Origin of the sequence: Algisphaera agarilytica (genome assembly GCF_014207595.1) — a bacterium.
Lineage (GTDB): Bacteria > Planctomycetota > Phycisphaerae > Phycisphaerales > Phycisphaeraceae > Algisphaera > Algisphaera agarilytica.
Genome location: NZ_JACHGY010000001.1, coordinates 3554734 through 3575581, shown reverse-complemented (window position 1 = coordinate 3575581; position 20848 = coordinate 3554734). Strand labels below are relative to the sequence as shown.

The 20848-nt window shown below is 62.1% G+C and carries 14 protein-coding genes; 6 read left to right on the top strand and 8 right to left on the bottom strand.

Annotation, left to right across the window (positions count from 1 at the left end; genetic code table 11):
* Positions 1–57 precede the first annotated feature (57 nt).
* From HNQ40_RS15515 to HNQ40_RS15495, 5 genes are all read right to left on the bottom strand, one after another.
* Complete coding sequence (locus HNQ40_RS15515; RefSeq protein WP_184678738.1) at positions 58–1014, bottom strand: hypothetical protein; 957 nt, start codon at positions 1012–1014, stop codon at positions 58–60.
* 57 nt (positions 1015–1071) lie between these two features.
* Positions 1072–2025: an ABC transporter ATP-binding protein gene (locus tag HNQ40_RS15510; RefSeq protein WP_184678737.1), complete on the bottom strand. Its 954-nt coding sequence runs from the start codon at positions 2023–2025 to the stop codon at positions 1072–1074.
* Positions 2026–2149: 124 nt separating this feature from the next.
* On the bottom strand, positions 2150–3010 hold the full coding sequence (locus tag HNQ40_RS15505; protein ID WP_184678736.1) for an ABC transporter ATP-binding protein: 861 nt from the start codon (positions 3008–3010) through the stop codon (positions 2150–2152).
* A gap of 95 nt (positions 3011–3105) precedes the next feature.
* On the bottom strand, positions 3106–4758 hold the full coding sequence (locus HNQ40_RS15500) for an ABC transporter permease (protein WP_184678735.1): 1653 nt from the start codon (positions 4756–4758) through the stop codon (positions 3106–3108).
* Positions 4759–4849: 91 nt separating this feature from the next.
* The gene (locus tag HNQ40_RS15495) at positions 4850–6244 is read right to left on the bottom strand and encodes a CmpA/NrtA family ABC transporter substrate-binding protein (protein ID WP_221435568.1); all 1395 of its coding nucleotides are present in this window, start codon (positions 6242–6244) and stop codon (positions 4850–4852) included.
* A 653-nt stretch (positions 6245–6897) separates the two neighbouring features.
* Here HNQ40_RS15495 and HNQ40_RS15490 point away from each other — a divergent pair.
* The 4 genes from HNQ40_RS15490 to mobA all read left to right on the top strand — a co-directional run bounded on the left by HNQ40_RS15490 (position 6898) and on the right by mobA (position 12594).
* Complete coding sequence (locus HNQ40_RS15490) at positions 6898–8724, top strand: NirA family protein (protein ID WP_184678734.1); 1827 nt, start codon at positions 6898–6900, stop codon at positions 8722–8724.
* Positions 8721–10457: a diflavin oxidoreductase gene (locus HNQ40_RS15485; RefSeq protein ID WP_184678733.1), complete on the top strand. Its 1737-nt coding sequence runs from the start codon at positions 8721–8723 to the stop codon at positions 10455–10457. The genes HNQ40_RS15490 and HNQ40_RS15485 overlap by 4 nt, the downstream gene beginning before the upstream one ends.
* Positions 10458–10549: 92 nt before the next feature.
* Positions 10550–11989 carry a glutamate synthase subunit beta gene (locus tag HNQ40_RS15480; RefSeq protein WP_221435567.1) on the top strand — a complete coding sequence of 480 codons (1440 nt, stop codon included), beginning with the start codon at positions 10550–10552 and terminating at the stop codon, positions 11987–11989.
* Positions 11986–12594, top strand: a complete 609-nt coding sequence (gene mobA, locus HNQ40_RS15475) for a molybdenum cofactor guanylyltransferase (RefSeq protein ID WP_184678731.1) — start codon at positions 11986–11988, stop codon at positions 12592–12594. Before HNQ40_RS15480 ends, mobA begins: the two co-directional genes overlap by 4 nt.
* A gap of 25 nt (positions 12595–12619) precedes the next feature.
* Here mobA and HNQ40_RS15470 read toward each other — a convergent pair whose 3' ends face one another.
* On the bottom strand, positions 12620–14449 hold the full coding sequence (locus HNQ40_RS15470) for an arylsulfatase (protein ID WP_184678730.1): 1830 nt from the start codon (positions 14447–14449) through the stop codon (positions 12620–12622).
* Positions 14450–14785: 336 nt separating this feature from the next.
* Here HNQ40_RS15470 and HNQ40_RS15465 point away from each other — a divergent pair, with 336 nt between their 5' ends.
* Both HNQ40_RS15465 and HNQ40_RS15460 read left to right on the top strand, forming a co-directional pair.
* Positions 14786–16222, top strand: coding sequence for an alpha-L-fucosidase (locus HNQ40_RS15465; protein WP_184678729.1), 1437 nt, complete (start codon positions 14786–14788; stop codon positions 16220–16222).
* A 122-nt stretch (positions 16223–16344) separates the two neighbouring features.
* Positions 16345–17370 carry a LacI family DNA-binding transcriptional regulator gene (locus HNQ40_RS15460; RefSeq protein WP_184678728.1) on the top strand — a complete coding sequence of 342 codons (1026 nt, stop codon included), beginning with the start codon at positions 16345–16347 and terminating at the stop codon, positions 17368–17370.
* Between the two features lie 56 nt (positions 17371–17426).
* Here HNQ40_RS15460 and HNQ40_RS15455 read toward each other — a convergent pair whose 3' ends face one another.
* Complete coding sequence (locus HNQ40_RS15455) at positions 17427–18875, bottom strand: sulfatase-like hydrolase/transferase (RefSeq protein WP_184678727.1); 1449 nt, start codon at positions 18873–18875, stop codon at positions 17427–17429.
* Between the two features lie 115 nt (positions 18876–18990).
* Complete coding sequence (locus HNQ40_RS15450) at positions 18991–20820, bottom strand: hypothetical protein (RefSeq protein ID WP_221435566.1); 1830 nt, start codon at positions 20818–20820, stop codon at positions 18991–18993.
* Between the last annotated feature and the right edge of the window lie 28 nt (positions 20821–20848).

Below are 20848 nucleotides of genomic sequence, written 5' to 3'. Positions count from 1 at the left end.
CCGCTGTGTCGGGAGCATAGTCGACATCCGGGATAACGTTGAGCGACGTAATCACCATTAACCCATCAAGAGCACCACCGCACGGACACTGTCCACCACCACCACAGGGTAAGCCAGCGCGTAACTCAGGCCGGCATCGCGGACCGCATCGAAACGCTTAAGGCCGGCCTCGCTCATGGCTTCGATCCCGTCGAGCAGCACCGGTTGCTCCGAGGACCACGCCCGGGCAGGCAGCCCGTCTTTGTCGCTAACCGCGAACACCAATTCGTTGCTGGCGTTGGCCAGGTCGACCAATCCGCCGTAGACGCCCTGGCTCCGCGTCAGGACGCCGGGCTTCTCGGGGTCTTCCATCCAGATTTCGTGCACCCTCGCGATCGGCGTTGCCGCCGAGGAGAGCATCAGGAACACGGACCGCAGCTCGGTCCGCTGCATGATCGGCAGCCCCAGTCCGACCGCGAGCCCATCGCTCTCGGCGCCGGAAGAACGCAGAAAACCCTTGGCCGTGGCCAGGTCCGGCACGATGCTGGGCAACGCGGTCTCCCAGCACTGACCCGGGAGCCCCGCGCCCTTGGGGAAGTTCACGTAATGGCTGATGCGTGCGAAACGGTCCAGCCCCAGGTGGAACGACTGATCGAGGCTGAGTTCAAACCGCCCCTTGGTGCCCGCCCAAAGCTCCACCGCACACTTGGCGTCGGCACCTCGGCGGAAATACATCAGAAGGATGGACTCGACTTTGCCCTGGGTGTAGCTGGGCAGCAACGCCGCGGCACCGAGGCCGTGGGCTTCGGCCGCTTCGGCCACCAGGAACCCCAACTCCGACAGCTCTTCGATGATCATCGGCTGACCGGTCGACGCGACCTGGCCAAGCGGCCCCTGATCCAGGGCGATGGCGCTCTGCGAGGGAACCCCCCGCAGCGTTTCGCACTCACCGTAGAAGCCGGCTTGAAAATCGATCGTGCTCGACTGGGTGTTGGGACGCCACAGCTCGGCTGCGGCGAGGAGGGTCTGGGTCATGGGTGGGCTCTGGATCATGATCGTGGGCAACTCATCAAACAAAAATATGGAAGAGCCTTAGGCGTGCGCTGGCATCGCGGCAAACAACTGCAACTCGGTGTCCTTCTGCTTGAAGGTTTCGTTCGTCACACTCGGCGACTCGAAAACGTCTTCTTGCGGCTCGACGACCTTGGGCTTGTCGCCGGGCTTTTCCTTCTCGTTTTTCGCGAGGAAGTCGACGAGGCTGCCACGCAGGTCGTAGAACAGGTCGGAGGCGAGGATCTCCTGGCGTTTGCGGGGACGCTCGAATGGAACATCGAGCACCTGCCCGACCTTAGCCCGCGGGCCGTTGGTCATCATGCAGACGCGGTCGGCCATGTACACCGCCTCATCCACATCGTGGGTGATGAGCATGGTGGTGATGCGTTCTTTGTCGAGGATGCCCAGGATGGTGTCCTGCAGGTCCATCCGGGTCAGCGAGTCGAGACGGCCGAACGGTTCGTCCAGCAGCAGGAGCTTGGGCCGCAACGCGATCGCCCGGGCGATACCCACACGCTGCTGCATGCCGCCGGACATCTCGCGGGGGTACTTGTGCATCGAGTCGGACAGGCCGACGAGGTTCAGGTAGTACTCGACGATCTCTTTGCGTTCCTGCTTGGTGCCGTGGGGGTAGCAGCGTTTCACGCCGAGCATGACGTTCTGGAACGAAGTCATCCACGGAAGGAGGCAGGGTGCCTGGAAGACCACCGAACGATCGGGGCCGGGGCCCTCGATGACTTCGCCTTCAACAAGCACGTCGCCGGAGGTGATCGGGTTGAGGCCGGCGAGCATCATGAGCACGGTCGATTTACCGCAGCCCGAGTGGCCGATCACGGAAATGAGATCGCCCTTCTTGATGGTGAGGTTGTAGCCGTCAACCACCTTGATCGGGTCGCCGAGGGGGTTGGGGTAGGCCTTGACCAGGTTGACGATCTCGACGTACTTGGCGTCGCGAGCGGCTTGGTTGGCTGCACTAGGTTGGAGCTGTTCCATTTGGTGATTTCGCGATTGGGTGATATAGCGATTGTTGTCAGGTACGGAGCTTTATTTGCGGCGAACGAGATCGGTAACTTGCTTGACATTAGCCAAATCACTCGATCACCAAATCGCCAAATATCTAACCGACCGTGGTGTAGTGGGTGCGGAAGTCTTTGGGCTGGAGGTCGGGGAGGGTGAGCTCGTTGTTGAACTTGAGGCTCTTGGCGTCTTCGTTCAGGCTCATCAGGAAGCCCGAGACCTCGTGGCGGAGCTTCTTGAAGTCGGGGTTGAAGTTGAGGGTCGTGCGGTCACGGGGACGTTCGAGCTCAACGGGGTAGGAGTGGGCCAGGGTGGCCGAGGGGCCGGGCGTCAGCGGAACTATCCGGTCGGCCATGAGCGCGGCTTCGTCGACGTCGTTGGTGATCATCACCACGGTCCGGCGGTCTTCTTCCCAGATGCGGATGATCTCGTCCTGAAGGACCGAACGCGTGATCGCGTCGAGCGCCGAGAGCGGCTCATCGAGGAGCAGCACGTCTGGCTTCATCGCCAGGGTCCGGGCGAGCGACAAACGCTGACGCATGCCGCCGGAAAGCTCGGCGGGTTTCTTGTATTCCGAGTTGGTCAGCGTGACCATGTCGATGTAGTGCTGGATGTACTCGGCCCGTTCCTTCTTCGGCATCTCGGGAAAGACCTGCTTCACCGCGATCTCGAGGTTGCCCGCGACCGAAAGCCAGGGCAGCAGCGAGTAGTTCTGGAACATGATGCCCAGGCGAGGGCCGGGCTGGGCGACTTCTTCGCCGTCGAGTATGACCTTGCCCGTGTCGGGCTTTTCGAGCCCGGCGAGAAGGGACATCAGCGTGCTCTTGCCCGAGCCCGAAAAACCGATGACGGCAACGAACTCGTTTTTCTCGATCGACAGGTTCACGTTTTCGAGCACCTCGTAGCGGTTGCTCGGCGGGCCGTAGCCCTTGCTGACGTTTTGTAATTCGAGGTAAGCCATTTCTTTCCTTTGTCCGCGGGGTTGCCCGGGGGCGGTAATTCGTGGTAGTGCGCCCCCGGGCAGAGCCCGGGGCTAACGGGGGAACGTCGATATGATCAGATCGTCGCGACCGAGCCTTCGAAGCTCACGAGGCGTTGGAAGATGATCATGATGCGGTCGAGGATCAGGCCGATGATGCCGACCACGAAGACCATGCAGACGATCTTGGCGAACGAGTCGGTCGCCCCGTTGTTGAACTGGTCCCAGGTGAACTTACCCAAACCTTCGGACGAGGCGAGCAGCTCGGCGGCGATCAGCACCATCCAGCCGACCCCCAACGAAATCCGCATGCCCGCGAACACCAGCGGCAGGGCCGAGGGGAGCACGATCTTGAACAGACGGCTGAAGAAGCCCAGACGCAGCACCTTGGCGACGTTGATGTGGTCCTTGTCCACCGAGGCGACACCCAGCGCGGTGTTGACCATGGTCGCCCAGAGTGAGCACATCGAGACCGTCAATGCCGAGGCGATGAAGGCGATGTTGATGTCGAAGTCGGTCACCATGTCGCCAACAAACGGGATCCATCCGGTGATCCAGTTGGTGAAGGCGGTGAGCGATTCGAGCACCACGCTCTTGTCGGGGTCGGGGAAGAAGCCGCCCACGACGATCATGAAGATCAGGAGCCAAACGATCGGCGACACCGGCTTGAACAAAGCAATGAACGGGGTCATCGCCGCCATGAAAGTCCGCGACAGGCCGCAGCAGACGCCGATCGGCACCGCAATCGCCACACCCACCAGGAAGCCCGCGAACACACACAGGATCGAACGGAAGATCTGCATCGGCAGCGTCCAAGGCTTGGCGTAGATGCGGTCCTCGGTCTTGGCGAGCTTATTCTGTTCGCGGACGATCTTCTTCAGGGTCTTAAAGGTATCCGCGCCGCTGGCCCCCGCGTAGGCAACCTCCAGCTCGGAGAGCTTGGCTTCGGTCTCGGCCAGTGACAGCTCACGGCTGTCTTCACCGGCGACCTCAATCAGCTTGTCGATGAACTGCTTTTCGTCGTTGCGCTGCTTCTGCAACAACAACGCCGCGGTAACTTCGGGGGTCTTCTCGTCCTGGATCAGCTTGATCGCTCCCTTCAGATCACTCTGGGCGTCCTTCTGTTCTTCTTCCCAGGCGTCGAAGGCGAGATAGTCGGCCTTGAGTTGGTCGCGGGCCGCGGCATCGCTCGTGTCGAGTGCCTCCGCACGGGCCTCAATCTCGCTGAGCCGGGCCTCCTCCTCGGTGTCGGCGGCTTCCTTCATCTCGTCGAGCTTGGCTTGCAGCGGAGCAATCCGCTCGGCCTTCTCGGCCGCTTCAGCCTCACGGGCATCGTCCACGCCTTTGTTTGCTTCGGCAACCAAAGGCACGAGTTCGGCCTGACGGGCTTCAGCCGCCGCAACCACTTCGAGCCGGGCTTCGCCGGTCAGGTTGTACGCTTCGGCCTTAGCATTTTCTTGATCGTGTTGATTCTGGATGGAATTCCAGGCACTCAGCGTTTGCATCGGCGTAGGGACGCTACCCGACTTGGTTTTGTGCATAGGAGCAAGGATTGCCCAGATCGTGATGAACAAGGCGATGGCCGCGATGGGAACGGCACTGAATTGAGCAATCAGCTTAAGCTGCTTCTTGGGTTCTTCGCCGTAGCACAGTCGCACGTAAGGCTCGAGAAAGCCTAGGGCGGTCAAGTCGACGATCTTGAGGAGGATGGTTTTGAGTTTCTTGAGCATGGCGGGGTCTCAGGAGGCGGGCAGTGAGTCGGGTTTGGGAAAAGCCCCGGCGTGCCGTTAAACACGGCGGAGCGCGGTTAGGAAAGTCGAATTAGTCTTTGTGGCCGATCGCGTGCTTGGCGAGGTAGCCCAGGGGGTCCTTGCCGTCGTACTCGATACCGTCGATGAACTCGGCGGTGGCGGGCTTGTAGCCATCGGTGTCCCACGGCACGTCAGCCTCTTCGATGAAGCCTTCTTCGAGCAGGAGCTTCGCGGCTTCGAGGTAGATCGCGGGCTTGTACACTTCCTTGGCTTGCTCGTGGTACCACTCAGCAGGCTTGGCTTCGGTGACTTGGCCCCAGCGACGCATTTGCGTCAGGAACCAGATGCCGTCCGAGTACCAGGGGTAGGTGCAGTGGTACTTGAAGAACACGTTGAAGTCGGGCATCTCGCGGACGTCGGTCTTCTGGAAGATGAAGGTGCCGGTCATCGAGTTCTTGATGACGTCGAAGTCTGCACCGACGTAGTCGGGACGCGAGAGGATCTGAGCGGCTTCGACACGGTTGACCAAGTTGCCATCGGCGTCGGTTTCGTCGAGCCACTTACCGGCCTTGATCAGTGCCTTGGTGACGGCGAGCATGGTCTGCGGGTTTTCGTCGGCCCACTTCTTGGACACGCCGAAGACCTTCTCGGGGTTGTTCTTCCAGATGTCGTAGTTGGTGGTCACCGGCACGCCGATGCCCTTGGCGACGGCTTGCTGGTTCCACGGCTCACCGACGCAGTAGCCCTGGATGTTGCCGGACTCGAGGGTCGCGGGCATCATCGGGGGCGGGGTGACGGAGAGTTCGACTTCGGCGTCGGTACGGCCGCCGATGTCGGTCGCGGTGTACATGCCGGGGTGGATGCCCGCGGCGGCGAGCCAGTAGCGGATTTCGTAGTTGTGGGTCGACACGGGGAAGACCATGCCCATCTGCAGCTTCTTGCCGTCGTCGATGTATTCCTGAACGATCGGCTTGAGACCTTCAGCGGTGATGGGGTGCGAGGGCTGGGGCATATCGAGAGCCGAGTCGTTCTCTTGCATCTGTTCCCAGATGGAGTTCGACACGGTGATGCCGTTGCCGTTGAGGTCCATGGTGAAGGCGGTGATGATGTGCGCCTTGGTGCCGAAGCCGATGGTCGCGGCGATGGGCTGACCCGACAGCATGTGAGCGCCGTCCAGTTCGCCGGAGATCACATTGTCGAGCAGGGTCTTCCAGTTGGGCTGGGCGATGACTTCGACCGAGAGGCCTTCGTCTTCGAAGTAGCCTTTTTCTTTGGCGATCACGATGGGGGCACAGTCGGTGAGCTTGATGAAGCCGAACTTCAGCTCATCCTTCTCGACATCGAGCGGCTCGGTTTCTTGAGCGGCGGCGGGGGAAACCACGGCAGCGACAAGCGCCAGCGTAGAAAACAGCTGGCGGGTGCGGGCCCACATGGGGCGTCGGCGGGTGACGGACGATTCGGACATAGTGACAAACTCCAGGGAAAATAGGGAAAGCTGGGCAGCAGGGTTGCGTTAGCTTGGCCTTGTTCGCCGGAGTCGAGAGGTCGTGAATCGCAACAGAGGCGTTCAGAGACGGAACGAGTCCGACTGCAGGACGCCTTTGTCCTGAATGCAAGGTAGGCAGGGTCCACACAAACTTCGTGTGGCCGAGGGACACGTGGCAAGCGGTGTGCCAATCCGTCATCGTCGCGAAAATTGCCGGGCCGTCGCGCAGTGGATCAGAGCCAAACCGCGTGATTTAGCCCGCATTTATTCCGATTTGTCGTGTTCAAGCTCGGTTGAAATTGTTTGGGCATGGTTTCGACGAGTACGCCCAAGCGATGCGCATTTTCGCAGCAGTCACTCAACGAGGCATCGAAACTGCCTAGTTGTTTGTCACCCCACGGAAGAGCCGTTCGACCGTTTTCGACGCTTACCGCGGCGTGGACGCACTTCGCTGAATTGGGGTATCGATTGGCACAACGATTGCACTACAATCCCGACGTTAGACATCCCTACAGGACAACGGCGTCCGACCCCGAATGCATTTTCGAGGTCGGACTTTGTATTTCATATGGAAACGGCGACTCACCCCTACTTGATTCACACCGCGTCGCCCATGCTTTCAGGAGAACGTCATGCCTTGTGACGGCAAATCTTCACTCGCTCACGCCCCCCTCGATGGGTTCACCGATGAGCAACGTGACTATCTCGCCTCCATGCTCGACCAGATGGACCTCAACACGGTCTATAAAGCTGCGCACGCTGACGAGACAGGCGACGGCGGGAATGTAAACGGCGCTCGCATCTCGGTGTTCGGCACCCCGCTCGAAGACCTGTGCACCCAGGAACAGCTCAAGCTCGCCGAGCACCCCGACGAGATGTGGCCCAAGCTGCGTGCCCACGCCGCCGAGGCCAAGATGCCCGAGGGTGGCGACACCTTCATGTTCAAGCACCATGGCCTCTTTAATGTCCAACCCGCGCAGCCCGGCTTCATGTGCCGGATGCGCATCCCTGCCTGCAAGCTGACCGCCAATCAGTTTGAGGGCCTGGGCGACCTCGCCGAGAACCTTGCCGGTGGTTACGCCCACGTCACCACGCGGGGCAACCTCCAGGTCCGCGAGATCCAGCCGCAGAACATCATCAACCTGCTCGAAGGTCTTTATGACCTGGGCCTGACCTGCAAGGGCTCGGGGGCCGACAGCGTCCGCAACATCACCGCCAACCCCACGGCCGGGTTCGATCCGCAGGAGCTGATGGACCTCTCGCCCTACGCCAAGGCGTTGCACCTGCACATCCTCAACACGCCTTCGCTGCACGGCATCCCGCGCAAGTTCAACATCGCCTTCGACGGCGGCGGCGTGATCTCGGCCGTGGTCGACACCAACGACATCGGCTTCGTCGCCCACAAGCTCACCGATGAATACCTCGCGGCCAACCCCGAGGTCGCCGCAGCCTGCCCCGACGGCATCGTCATCCGCATCCTGCTCGGCGGGATCACCGGGCACCACGACTTCGCGATCTCGTCCGGCTTCGCCTGCACGCCCGACCAGATGAACGACTTCGCGATCGCCACCCTCGACGTGTTCACCGAGAACGGCGACCGCACCAACCGCAAGAAGGCCCGCCTCAAATACGTCCTCGACGACTGGGGCCACACCAAGTTCACCGAGACCGTGGAAGAACGCCTGCCGTTCAAACTCCTGCGTCTCCCCGAGGATGCGACCCACCCCCGCGGCCCGATCGACCGCCAGATGCACATCGGCGTGCACCCGCAAGCACCGGGCCCCGACGGCGAAGACCTCCGCTTCCTCGGCGTGTCGCTCTGGCTAGGCCGGCTCTCGCCCGAGCAGATGCGCGGTATCGCAGCGATCTCGAAAAAGTACGGCCAAGGCGACATCCGCCTTACCGTCTGGCAGAACGTACTCATCCCCCACGTCCCCGCGGATCAGGTGGATGCGGCCATCGCCGACCTCAACGCTTTGGGCCTCGACGTGTCCGCCTCGTCGTTCGCCGCGGGCGTCGTCGCCTGCACCGGCAAGTTCGCCTGTCAGTTCGCCTCGGCCCACACCAAAGAGCACGGCCAGGCCGCCGTCGAACACCTGCAAACCAAGTTCGAGCTCGACTCGCCGATCAATATCCACCTCACCGGGTGCACCCACAGCTGTGCCCAGCACTACATCGGCGACATCGGCCTGGTCGGTGCGTCCACCGAAGACGGCCGGGAGGCCTACAACGTCGTGCTCGGCGGCGGCAGCGATCACGACCAGGGCATCGCCCGCCCCCTCACCGGCCCGGTCGCCTACGACGAACTCAACCCCTTCCTCGAAGGCGTCATCGGTACCTACCTTGAAAACCGCGAAGACGACGAGACCTTCCTCAGCTTCACCCGCCGTCACGACGACGACGCCCTCAAACAACTCTTCCTGAAAGACGCCCCCCTCGCGGAGGTGACCTCCTCATGAGTACCGCCACTCCCCCCCAACCGATCACGCTTCCCGGCGAAGCCCCGTTCAACCCCGAGCAGCAGAAGTTCGTCGAAGGCTTCTTGTCCGGACTCGTCTCGGTCAAGAACGCCCAGGCCGCTGCGGCTCAGCCCGATGCGCCCGGCGCACCGATGACGATCCTCTACGGCTCGCAGTCGGGCAACAGCGAAGCCCTCGCCAAGCAGCTCCGCAAGAAAGCCCGCACCCAGGGCTTCGGCCCCGATGTCGCGGCCCTCGACAGCTTTGACTTCGACGAGATCGCCAACATCAAGCACCTGCTGATCATCTGCTCGACCTTCGGCGAGGGCGACCCGCCGGACAACGCGATGAAGTTCACCGCGAAGCTCATGGCCGACGACGCCCCCGACCTGGCCCACCTCGAGTACAGCGTCTGCTCCATGGGCGACCGCAGCTACACCCACTTCTGCAAAGCGGGCAACGACATCGACGACCGCCTGTCCGAGCTCGGCGCAACCCGCATCGCCGACCGCGTGGAGTGTGATGTCGCCTACGAAGACGACTACGCCGGCTGGACCGAATCACTCTTCGCCAGCCAAACGCTGATCGACGCGGCGGGCGACTTGCCCGTCGGCCTCGAAGAGGATGAAGACGACGGACACGCCGTCGGCGGATGGGACAAGAACAACCCGTACTTTGCTCCGGTCCTGCACGTCGAAAACCTCAACGGCGAAGGCTCGTCCAAGGAAGTCAACCACGTCGAAATCCTGCTCTCGGGCTCGGGCCTGGAGTACGAGGTCGGCGACGCCCTGGGCCTCTGGCCGAGCAACGACCCGATCCTCGTCGAGGAAATCCTCGCCCTCACCGGCATCACCGGCACCAACCGCATCCTGCTCAAGGGCGAGACCTGCCCGATCCGCCTCGCGTTGCAGGCCAAGCTCGACGTCGTCACCCTGACGCAGAGCACCCTGGATGCGCTGGGCATCGAGGGTTCGGTTGAAGACGTCAAGGGGCTGCACCTGATCGATGCCCTGCGTAAGTGGGAGCCCCAGGTCCCCGCCCAGGGGCTGGCCGACGCGTTGCGTCCGCTCCAGCCCCGGCTTTACTCCATCGCCTCCAGCCCCAAGGCCCACCCCGGCGAGGTCCACCTCACCGTGGGCGCGGTCCGGTACAAGCTCGAAGGCAGCGACCGCAAGGGCGTCGCCTCGACCTTCCTCGCCGACCGCTGCGGCTTCGGCGGACGGGTTGGGGTCTACGTCCACAAAGCCCCCCACTTCCACCTCACCGACAACGACACCGCGCCGGTCATCATGTGCGGCCCCGGCACCGGCATCGCGCCGTTCCGCGCCTTCCTCGAAGAACGCCAGGCCCGCAAGGCCGCGGGGGCTGAGGTCGGCGAGAGCTGGTTGTTCTTCGGCGACCAGCACGAAGCGACCGACTTCCTCTACCGCGAACAGCTCGCGGAGATGCAGGCCGACGGCACGCTGAGCAAACTCAGCCTCGCCTGGTCGCGTGACGGGGACGAAAAAGTCTACGTCCAGGACCTCATGCGGAAGAACGCCGCCGAGGTCTTCGCCTGGTTCGAGAATGGCGGCCACTTCTACATCTGCGGCGATGCCTCGCGCATGGCGGGCGACGTCGACAAGGCTCTGCGCGACATCATCGCCGAGCAAGGCCAGTTCGATGAGGCCGGGGTGCAGGCCTACATGGACAAACTCGTGGATGAACACCGCTACCAGCGGGACGTGTATTGATTATTTTGCGATTTCGTGATTTAGCGAATTGGCGATTGGAATTAATCCATCCGATTGGCATCCGCGCCACCTGATTCTGATTCGACCCCAACATGCCCATCACCAAATCGCCCAATCACCAGATAGCCGAATTTACGGTCATGCCTTCGCGTGACTCGGCGATCCGATTGAACGATTACTACGAGGTCTACACCGAGGCGAGCCCCGAAGCCGCCAAGGCCGAGGGTGAGCGATGTTTCAATTGCGGCGCAGCGTTCTGTATGCCCGACTCGGGATACGGTCAGGGGTGCCCGATCCAGAACAAGATCCCCGAGTGGAACGAATTGGTTCGTTTGGATCGGTGGAAAGAAGCGTACCATCGGCTGAGCGAAACCAACCCGTTCCCCGAGTTCACCAGCCGCGTCTGCCCCGCGCCGTGCCAGGACGCCTGCATCCTCGGCATCAACGAAAAACCCGTCCAGATCAAAGGCATCGAACGCGCGATCATCGACCGGGCGTTTGACGAAGGCTGGGTTATTCCGGCGGTCGCCCCCGCGCCTACGGGCAAACGCGTCGCGGTCATCGGTTCGGGCCCCGCGGGGCTGGCCGCCGCAGACACCTTGTGTCGACTCGGCCACGAGGTCACCGTGTTCGAGCGCTCGGACCGGCCCGGCGGGCTGCTCACCTACGGCGTGCCGAACATGAAGCTGGACAAGTCGGTGGTGTTTCGACGCATCGACCTGATGATGCGCTCCGGCGTGAACTTCCGACTCAACGCCAACATCGGCCAAGACATCAATCCCCAGCAACTGACCCGCGATTTCGATTCGGTTCTCCTTGCCGTCGGCGCCCAACGCGCCCGATCGCTTGATGTCCCCGGGATGGACCTGCCGGGCGTGATCAACGCGATGGACTACCTGACCGCCTCGGCCCGCCAACACCTCGACGCATCGGGCCCCGCGCCCGATCTGGATGCGGCCGGTAAAGATGTCATCGTCATCGGCGGCGGCGACACCGGCGCCGACTGTATCGGCACCGCGTTACGCCAAGGCTGTCGTTCGCTACTCAACATCACCCGCCGGGAACAACCCCCGGATGAACGCCCGGATACAGCCCCCTGGCCCGGCCCACCGAACACCTACACGCTCGACTACGCACACGCCGAGGGCGTCACCCGCTTCGGTCGCGACCCGCGTGAGTACCAGGTCCAGCCGCTGAGTATGGTGGGCGATACGCCAATCCCGTCTAACCCCGGCGGAGTAAGCGGCGTGGAAGTTCTAAATCTGGCTGACCAGACCAAGAGCATCCTCCCCGCGGACCTGGTCCTGCTGGCGATCGGTTTTGTTGGACACGACACCCCCCCGCTCGCCGCGGCGTTCGGCCTGGAGACGGACAAGCGCGGCCGACTCACCGACCAGGACTATCGCAGTGCGAATCAAAACGTCTACGTTGCTGGTGATTGCCGACGCGGTGCCTCGCTGGTGGTTTGGGCGATCCATGAAGGGCTCGCGGCCGCCCGTGCGATCCACCGCGATCTACAATCTGTTGTATGACGTCGCGCTCGACACGATTCCCTCACTACATCCTCGCCGGTGGCGAGAGCCGACGCTTTGGCTCGGACAAAGCCCGGCACCTTGTCGCGGGGCAAGCGATGCTGCGCCGGGTCGCCACAACTCTCGAACCGTTCAGCGCGTCGACCACCATCGTCGCCCGCAGCGCGGGCGCTTACGATGATCTGGGTTATCCCACCATCGCCGACGCGGTGAGCAACGCGGGTCCGCTGGCGGGCCTGATGACCGCCCTTCTTCACGCAGACGACGTTCGAGATGACAACTCACCCTGCTGGGTCCTGCTGAGCAGCTGCGACTTGATCCACGGCTCGGCCGACCTGATCGCACCCCTGATTGACCTCGCCACGGAAGATCGAATGGCGGCGGTCTATCTGAACTCGGGCCGATTCGAGCCTTTCCCAGGGCTGTACCACACCTCGCTCCTGCCGCACCTACGTCAAGCAATCGATACGAATCAGCTCTCGTTCCAAAGGCTCTTTCGAGCTCTGGGCCCGCAGATCGCCAGCCTCGATTTGCCCGCGGCGTATGGCTATTTAGACATGGACCATCGGCCCAAGGACTCGTCACTCCCACCGTCTGCTGAATGATGCAACGCCAAGAGCGTGATTCGTTTTACTTACCGGCATCCGATTGCCGGGTGACATAGACGTAGTACGCCCCGAGCGACTCGCCGCCCGCTAGCTCGAACTCCGCACGCATGTGAGTGAAGCCCTCGGGCAGATCGATTTCGAAGACCGAAATCCCCTGCTTATCCGTGACGGCTTGGGTCAATTGCTGTTCGCCCACCACGAGCGACGCCTGGGCGATGTCGAGCGGCGTGTCGCCCGAGTACCAGTCGAGGTAGCTGGGGTCGATGTCGCTCTTGTTCCACACCAACGGCTCGTTGCCGGGATCGCCGGGCGGCGCGATGTGCTCGCGGTCTTCGCGTGGCCAACGCCGCAGCTCGACTTGATACCGGCCCGCAGTGACGACATCCACTTCCCAGAAGCCGGTGTACGCCACGCCCTGCCGGACCTGTTTCTGGTTCCAGACCACATCGTTCTGCGAATCGGCGTATCGCCAGTCGTGCGAGTTCAGCTGCACCGTCTTGGGCCCCTCGGGGTCACCCACCGGCAACGGGATCGGCTTCTCCGACCCCGCGTATACGTGAGCCCACCACGCCTCGTACTCCTGCCGGAGTTGTTCGACGACCTCGGGGAACTCCGCAGCCAGGTTGTTCTGCTGGGCCCGGTCTTCCAGGATGTCGAAGAGCTTATCGCCTTGGATCAGACGCCAACGCCGGGTCATCACCGCGCTGTCTTTCCACTTGACCGGTTCCAAGACACGCTGGGAATCGGTGACCACGACCCGGGACTCCACATCCTCCAACTTCACGTTGCCGTAGAGCAATCCGCGGAGGCTGTGCCCGTCCATGTCCAGCGGCCGTGACGCCTCGACGCCGCACAGGTCCAGCAGCGTGGGCATCACGTCGATGTTCGCGGTCAACGCCTCGACGTCCCGCCCCCCCGTCAGGCCGCCGTCTGGCCAGCGGATGAAAACCGGCACGCGGTGGCCGCCGTCGTAGGGCGATCCTTTGCCGCCCCGGAGCCCCCCGTTGAAGCCCGGCTCGGGCGCCCCGGTCTTGCGGTCGATCATCGGGCAGGACGAGCCGTTGTCGGTCATGAAAATCACGATGGTGTTGTCTTCGATCGCCAGCCGCTGGAGCAACTCACGGAGCTGCGCGAAATTCTCGTCGATGTTCGTGATCATGCCGTAGAAGCGTGCCACGTGGTCCGGGACTTTCCCCGCGTACGGGTCAGCGTATCCGGGCGGGACGTTGTACGGGCCGTGCGGGGCGTTGGGCGCGATGTAGCAGAAGAACGGCTCTTCGGAGTTGTTCGTCACATGGTCTTCGATGAACTTCCCGGCCTGATCGAACCAGACGTCGGTGCAATACCCCTCGAACTTGCGCGGCTCGTTGTTCACAAGGTACGTGTCGTCGAAGTAGTCGTTGCCCCAGAAGTCGGGCTGCTGGCCGATGCCGCCCGCGGGGTGGTGGATGACGGTTTCGAAGCCGCGGTCGTGGGGGCGGTAGGGGTAGTTGTCGCCCAGGTGCCACTTGCCGAACATCGCGGTGGCGTAGCCGCCGTCACGCAGCACTTCGGGCAGCATCGTGATGGACTGCCGGATAATCGAGCGGCCGCCGATCGTGTGCCAGACCCCGGTGCTGCCCGAGTACAGCCCCGTCAGCAGCCCGGCCCGGGTGGGGGCACAGGTGGGGCCGACGTGGAAGTCGGTGAGACGGATCGCGTCTTCGTAGAAGCGATCGATCTGCGGCGTCTTGACCACGGGGTTCGAGGTGCAGGACAGGTCACCGTACCCCTGGTCGTCGGTGATGACCCAGACGATGTTGGGGCGTTGGGTGGCGGGAGCTTGAGGAGGGGTGTTGGGCTGAGCGGACATAGGAGCGGTGCCGAAGATAAGCAATAAACAAAAGACAATCGCCGCATGACAAACAGAGCAACACGGGGACGAATCACGGGTAGTCATGTTGGAACCTCTGCGGAGACAAAACAGATCGATGCCGATGGATTCTGAGCGTATGTTACCCCGTATTTGTCGGGCGATCTGGCTTTCAAAACTCTCGACACCCTCGCCCAGAACCCCGTTCTGGCCCGCCCTGCCTAGATTTTACTTGTAAAAATATTTTGTCGTATTTGAAATTAGACTATCATCTCAACGGCATCCCAAGTATGATCTTGCCCCTTATTGCATCCCCTTGAACTCACGAGAAACCCCATGGCTCAGCCCACCTCCCCCATCGCGGCCGATTGGCCTTCCCTGATCTCCCGCTTCTCCTGCCCCGACTGGTTCCGTGATGCGAAGTTCGGGGTGTGGTCACACTGGGGCCCCCAAGCGGTGCCCGGTCAGGGCGACTGGTACGCCCGGTTCATGTACATGGAAGACCAGCCCGAATACCGGTACCACTGCCGGACCTACGGCCACCCCTCCAAGGTGGGCTACAAGGACATCATCGAGAAGTGGACCGCGTCGAAGCTCGACACCGAAGAGCTCATCGGCTTCTACGCCGACAACGGCGCGAAGTACTTCATGGGCATGCTTTCACACTGCGACAACTTCGACCTGTTTAACTCTAAACACCACCCCTGGAACTCGGTTAACCGCGGCCCCAAGCGCGACATCCTCGGCGAATACGCCAAGGCCTCTCGCAACGCGGGGCTGCGTTTTGGTTTCTCCGAGCACCTCACCTGGAGCTACGGCTGGTTCAACACCAATAAGGGCGCCGACTCCACCGGCCCCTACGCCGGGGTCCCCTACGACGGCAACGACCCGGCGAACGCCAGCCTGTACTTCGAGCCCCACGACGACACGGAAGCCGCTTATCCCCAGAACCCTTCGCCGTTTTTTGTTGAGAATTGGAAGGCGCGGATGATCGACGCGATCGATCAGTTCCAGCCGGACATGTTCTATACCGATGGCGGGATCTTCGAGCAGGCTGGTCTCGATGTGATGGCCCACTTCTACAACCAGGCCGCCGACGGCGTCTATACCTACAAGAACGTCCCCGGGCGTCGCCCCGGGTTCGACAAGTATCTCGGCCAATATCAAGCCGGGGCGGGCATCGAAGACCTGGAGCACGGCGTGCTGGGCAGCATCATCGACGAGCCTTGGCAGACCGACACCTCCTCCGGGCCGTGGTTCTGGAACCCCTCCAGCAAGTACAAGACCCCCGCTGAGATCATCCACATGCTCGCGGACATCGTGAGTAAGAACGGCAACCTTCTCCTGAACTACACCCAGCGCCCCGATGGCTCGCTCGACGACGAAACCCATTGGACCGTCGAACAGGTCGGCAAGTGGCTCAACACCTGCGGCGAGGCGATCTACGGCACCCGGCCCTGGCGCGTGTTCGGCGAAGGGCCGACTCAGATCGGCGAAGGCGAGATGGGCTTGCAACAGAAAATCAGCTTCGGCGCAGAGGACTTCCGTTACACGCAACGCGACAATGTGGTGTACGCCATCTCGCTGGGGCGCCCCTCGGGCGGCAAACCCTGGGTCGCCAAGAGCCTGTCGGGCGAGTCCATCGCCGATGTCACCCTGCTCGGCTACAACGACAAAGTCGAGTGGTCGCTCCAGCCGGACGGCCTGCACGTACAACCCCCGAGCCCCCTGCCGGGTGATCTGGCGTGGCCGTTGCGCATTGAATTTGCTTAAAACTTTATCGAAATCGACATAAATCCTTAACACACAAGCGATTTCTTCGCTAGAATGTGAGATGGCACCTTAAGCGTTGCTTAAGCTTCTGTGCCTTTCTCTATCCTCACATTCACATTTCTATGCCGATTACCTTAAAAGACATCGCAGAACGCGCAAAAGTTAGCCAGGCGGCTGTTTCCATCGCCATGGGCAGCTCCGGACGCATCTCGGATGAAACCCGCAAGCGCATCTTGAAAATCGCCAACGAAATGGGCTACCGCCCCAACCTTTTGGTTCACGGGATCCAGAAGGGCCGGACCATGACCGTGGGCGTGCTGATGAATTTCATGCAAGACGCGTTCAACGCCCGGCTGTTCAACGGGATCCACGACAACCTGTCGACAGCCAACTATGTCCCGATCGTGCTGATGCCCAGCAAGGTGACGCCGGTTCTCGATCAGATCCACTCGCTGATCGACCGACGCGTCGACGGCATTCTGCTCCGCCCCTCTGCCGAGGCGCTGTGGGAGCGGCACCTCAACGAGGCGTTGGATCGTAACGTGCCCGTGGTCTCGGTCGATGTTGAGCCCCAGGCCGAGACCCACCACATCGACTTTGTGGGCACCGACGATATCGGCGGCGCCCAGATGGCGGCCGACGCCCTGCTCGAAGCAAACCACAAACACCTGGGCGTGATCACCACCGGATCGTTCCCGGACGGCATGTACTTCCGGCGGGAAGGTTTCGAGAAGCGCGTCGCGGAACACCGTCACGCCACATGTGTCAGCATCTCCGAGCCCTGGCGTTTTGACATCGATGGGTACGACGCGGCGATGAAGATGCTGACGTTGAACCCGCGCCCGACCGCCATCTTCGTCACGATGGACCAGCTGGCCCGAGGCGTGTATCGCGCCGCGAAGGAAATGGGCCTCAGCATCCCCGGCGACCTCTCGGTCGTCGGCTTCGCGGACAACCCCATCGCGACCCTGCTTGACCCCAAACTGACCACGCTCCACCAACTCCCCGAAGAAATCGGTGGCCGCGCCGCCTCGCTTCTGCTGCAGCGCATCAAAGAAGGCGATCAGCAAAGCGAACGCGAGCGCATCCTAATCAAACCCGACCTCGCGGTCCGGGATTCGATGGGACCCGCTCCCGCCGACTCGTGAAGCCCACCTGCGCACAATCAGAGTCGATCGACACAGGCATCGCCTGAGCGGCCAACTCAGCCGAGCCCGTAATCGCTCGGCTGCAGGTACATCTGGTCCCCCACCGCCTGCTGCCAGCCGCGTAACGCCGCAAACAACGGCTCATACACATCGCGATACGCCTCGACCGCATCGGGGTGGAGCGCCAGGTCATCGGTCTCGAACGGGTCTTCGGCGTTGTGGAACAACTGCCAACGCCCGAGGTGCGGATAAAGCACCAGCTTGTGGGTGTGGTTGCGGCACATGCGTTGGAAGTGCCGGTAGCATGAGAAGACGGTGTCGTGCGGCGGCTCGGCCCCGGCGTCGCCTCGGATCAGCGGCGCCAATGAAGGGAACTGCACGGTATCGGGAGCCGCAACGCCGGTGAGTTCCGCCACGGTAGCGTACACGCTGTGCTGGTACACCAACGCGTCACAGATCTTGCCCTGCGGGACGCCCGGCCCGGCGAAGATCAACGGGACCCGGACCGAGTGGTCGTACATGTTCTGTTTGCCCATGAGCCCGTGCTCACCGACCGCCAGGCCGTGGTCCGCCGTGAAGACGATCAGGGTGTTCTCGGCCTGGCCGTTCGCATCGAGCGTGTCGAGCACACGCCCGAGCTCCATGTCCATGTGGGTGAGGATCGCGTGGTATTCCTGGCGGTGTACCTTCACCACGTGCTCGGTCCTAGGCCAAGGCGCGAGCTGCTCGTCGCGCAACTTGAAATCCCCCTGGTCAAACGGGTGCTCGGGGGCGTAGTTGGGCGGCAGCTCGACATCCTCTAACGAATACTTCTCGAGGTACTCCGTCGGCGCTTGGCGGGGATCGTGGGGAGCATGGAACGCGCAGTAAGCCAGGAACGGCTGCTCGGGGTACTCGCTCTGAACCTTCAGATAATCGATGAGGTTCCGGGTCCACCGGGTACTGCTGTGCTCGTAGCCGGTGGGATCTGCTTCGTGCTCAAGCCAATGGCCCGCGCGGCCGCGGTCATCCGGCTCCCAGACATTGCCCGGCGAAGGGCGCAGATACGCGGACTGGGTCAGGTCGCCATCGGGATGGAGCTTGCTGAAGTTGAAGGTCGAGGAGTAGAACATCCCGCCCTGATCGTTGTCGCCGATCTTTTTGAAACTTCGCTTTTGGGATGCTTCGAAGTTGTGCCACTTCCCGACCATGTAAGTGTCGTAACCCTGCCGCCCGAATTCCTGGCCCAGCAGCGGGTAATCGCCACAAGCCTCGCCCCCGCAGTGATAGAGCATCCGCCCGGTATGCAGCATCGCGCGGCTGGGCATGCACACCGCCCCCTGCCAAGACCCCTGGTGGTGGGCGTGGGTAAACGTCGTCCCCCGCGCGATCAGGCGGTCGAGGTTCGGCGTCTCTACCTCGGGGTTGTTCAGCGAACCGATGGCCCGGTAGGTCATGTCATCCGCGATAAAAACCAGGACATTCGTCGGCGATGCAGAGTCAGCGTTAGGGGATGAACCAGACATATGAACCTCTTGGAGGATGTAAGTTTTGCGAAGATAAAACAAGCGTTCCGATTCACGGAACACCTGCAATCCTATCTACACGAACGGTAGTGTGGGACATGAAGCCCACACATCATTACTTGGTGGTGACGCGGTCAACCCGCAGCACCGCCGACGCCACTTTGCCACCCGCATCAGGGAAGGTCAGCGTGAAAGTCGTGGCGGCGTCATCGAGCAGATCGCCGGGCACCGGCACCTCGATCAGGCCGAAGAACGTCGGACGGCCGGCCTGATCGCCACCCGACCAATCGACCGGCACCTCAAGCGTTTGGCCGTTGACTTCTACCTTGGGCTGCAACGACAGCCCGGGGACACGGCCGATGGCCAAGCGGAGAACAGCGTCGCCCTCACCGGCAGGCAGGCCTTCGAAGACAAACTCGATCGGCTGGCCAGCTTCGATCGCTTTCAGGTATTCCGAAGCATAAACCCGCGTCTCGGTCTGCACACGCTCGGCTTCGTAAGGGCTGCGCAGATCGATGAGCAGTGCTGCGGCTTGGCCCACGCCGATCGAAATCTCGTCCGGGAGGCCGAAGAGTGTTTGCTCCGAAAGTAGCGGCGCCTCGTTCTCAGCCGTCAAACGACGCAGGGTAACCTTGGCGATGTCCAACCCATCAAAACCATCCAGCGCGACCGCCCGTTCTTCGGTGTCCATGTTGTGGAGCACCAGGGTATGGCGCAAGCCGTCGGCGAAGTAATGGCTGCGGATGTCGGGGTCACTGACCGTGGTCAGTCGGCGTTCGCCATCGATACCCTTCCAGAAGCGGTAGAACAACTCGAGCCCTGTGGTGACGTAGTTGTCGCCGCTGCGGCGAAACAGCAGGAAGTCCGAAGGCGCTTCCTCGGTGCTCCGCATCCCGCCCTCGATGCCGTAGGTCCAGCTGCCCACCCCGAGGATGTAGGGCACCGTCTTGAGCATCCGGTCGGGGTGGTCCAGATACATCATAAGCATGCCATTGAACGAGCCCAGCACCGGGACTTCCCGTTTCAGGCGGTTCGGCCATTCCTTGTCGGTCTGCGGCTTGATGATCCTGCCGTACTCCGAAATCATCTGTGGCTTGGCCACGCCCCACTTGATGTAGCTGTACGCGTCGATCAGGTCCATGATCGCCACGATGTTGCTGCCCGTGCGTTCGGCGTGGGTGCCCTTGACGTTGACGCCGTCATACAGGTGCGTCGCGAAGAAATCCATGTCGTCCCCGGCGATGTCCATGAAGGCCTTCTGCCAGTTGTTCCAGTGTTCGAAGTTCCGTGCCTCGACCTCGGCCCAGGCGGCCGAGTAGCCACCCACCAAGACATCGGGGGTCAGCTCCTTGATTCGCCGTGCGGTGACCACGTGCTGGTGGGACATTTCTTCGACGTTGGTTCCGATCTTCTTCGACTTCACAAAAGGTTCGTTAAACACCTCGTAATACTTGGGGCGGTCCTCATCGGTGTAGAAGTATTTGAGGAAGTTGGCGCAGAACTCGGCTGCGGCCTCGGCAGATTTCGGGCCGAATTCGGCGTAGTCGTTGCTCTCGATCCCCATCATCCATTCGGGGTGGGTACAAAGCACCACTTCGCGCATCGACTCGGGCCGGTACCGCTCGGGCATCGCTGCACGTTCGGCGATGGCGCTGGCCCCGGCTTCTTTGAGGAAAGCCACGTCGGGCATCCGTGGGTTGGCGGGGTCGGCGGGGGTCACTTGGAGCTGACCCGACTGCACACCGCCGTCGCGGCCGTAGTGGGCTTCGAGTTCCTCTTCGATGTAGATACGCTGCTCTTCGGTGATGTCCGGCTCGCCGGGGGTGGCGTGGATCGTGATGTACTTCTCACGCTCGAGGGTGGTGATCCCGCCGATCGAGCGGACCGTATCGGGTGAGACGGTCAATTGAACCGGCTCCAACTCCGCGGCGGCCAAGGGACTCAACGCCGTAGCCAAAACACATATCACGAAA

What these genes read in the sequence shown, in the direction of transcription:
- HNQ40_RS15515 (WP_184678738.1), bottom strand. Translation starts at nt 1,014, where the DNA reads ATGACCCAGACCCTCCTCGCCGCAGCCGAGCTGTGGCGTCCCAACACC.
- HNQ40_RS15510 (WP_184678737.1), bottom strand. Translation starts at nt 2,025, where the DNA reads ATGGAACAGCTCCAACCTAGTGCAGCCAACCAAGCCGCTCGCGACGCC.
- HNQ40_RS15505 (WP_184678736.1), bottom strand. Translation starts at nt 3,010, where the DNA reads ATGGCTTACCTCGAATTACAAAACGTCAGCAAGGGCTACGGCCCGCCG.
- HNQ40_RS15500 (WP_184678735.1), bottom strand. Translation starts at nt 4,758, where the DNA reads ATGCTCAAGAAACTCAAAACCATCCTCCTCAAGATCGTCGACTTGACC.
- HNQ40_RS15495 (WP_221435568.1), bottom strand. Translation starts at nt 6,244, where the DNA reads ATGTCCGAATCGTCCGTCACCCGCCGACGCCCCATGTGGGCCCGCACC.
- HNQ40_RS15490 (WP_184678734.1), top strand. Translation starts at nt 6,898, where the DNA reads ATGCCTTGTGACGGCAAATCTTCACTCGCTCACGCCCCCCTCGATGGG.
- HNQ40_RS15485 (WP_184678733.1), top strand. Translation starts at nt 8,721, where the DNA reads ATGAGTACCGCCACTCCCCCCCAACCGATCACGCTTCCCGGCGAAGCC.
- HNQ40_RS15480 (WP_221435567.1), top strand. Translation starts at nt 10,550, where the DNA reads ATGCCCATCACCAAATCGCCCAATCACCAGATAGCCGAATTTACGGTC.
- mobA (WP_184678731.1), top strand. Translation starts at nt 11,986, where the DNA reads ATGACGTCGCGCTCGACACGATTCCCTCACTACATCCTCGCCGGTGGC.
- HNQ40_RS15470 (WP_184678730.1), bottom strand. Translation starts at nt 14,449, where the DNA reads ATGTCCGCTCAGCCCAACACCCCTCCTCAAGCTCCCGCCACCCAACGC.
- HNQ40_RS15465 (WP_184678729.1), top strand. Translation starts at nt 14,786, where the DNA reads ATGGCTCAGCCCACCTCCCCCATCGCGGCCGATTGGCCTTCCCTGATC.
- HNQ40_RS15460 (WP_184678728.1), top strand. Translation starts at nt 16,345, where the DNA reads ATGCCGATTACCTTAAAAGACATCGCAGAACGCGCAAAAGTTAGCCAG.
- HNQ40_RS15455 (WP_184678727.1), bottom strand. Translation starts at nt 18,875, where the DNA reads ATGTCTGGTTCATCCCCTAACGCTGACTCTGCATCGCCGACGAATGTC.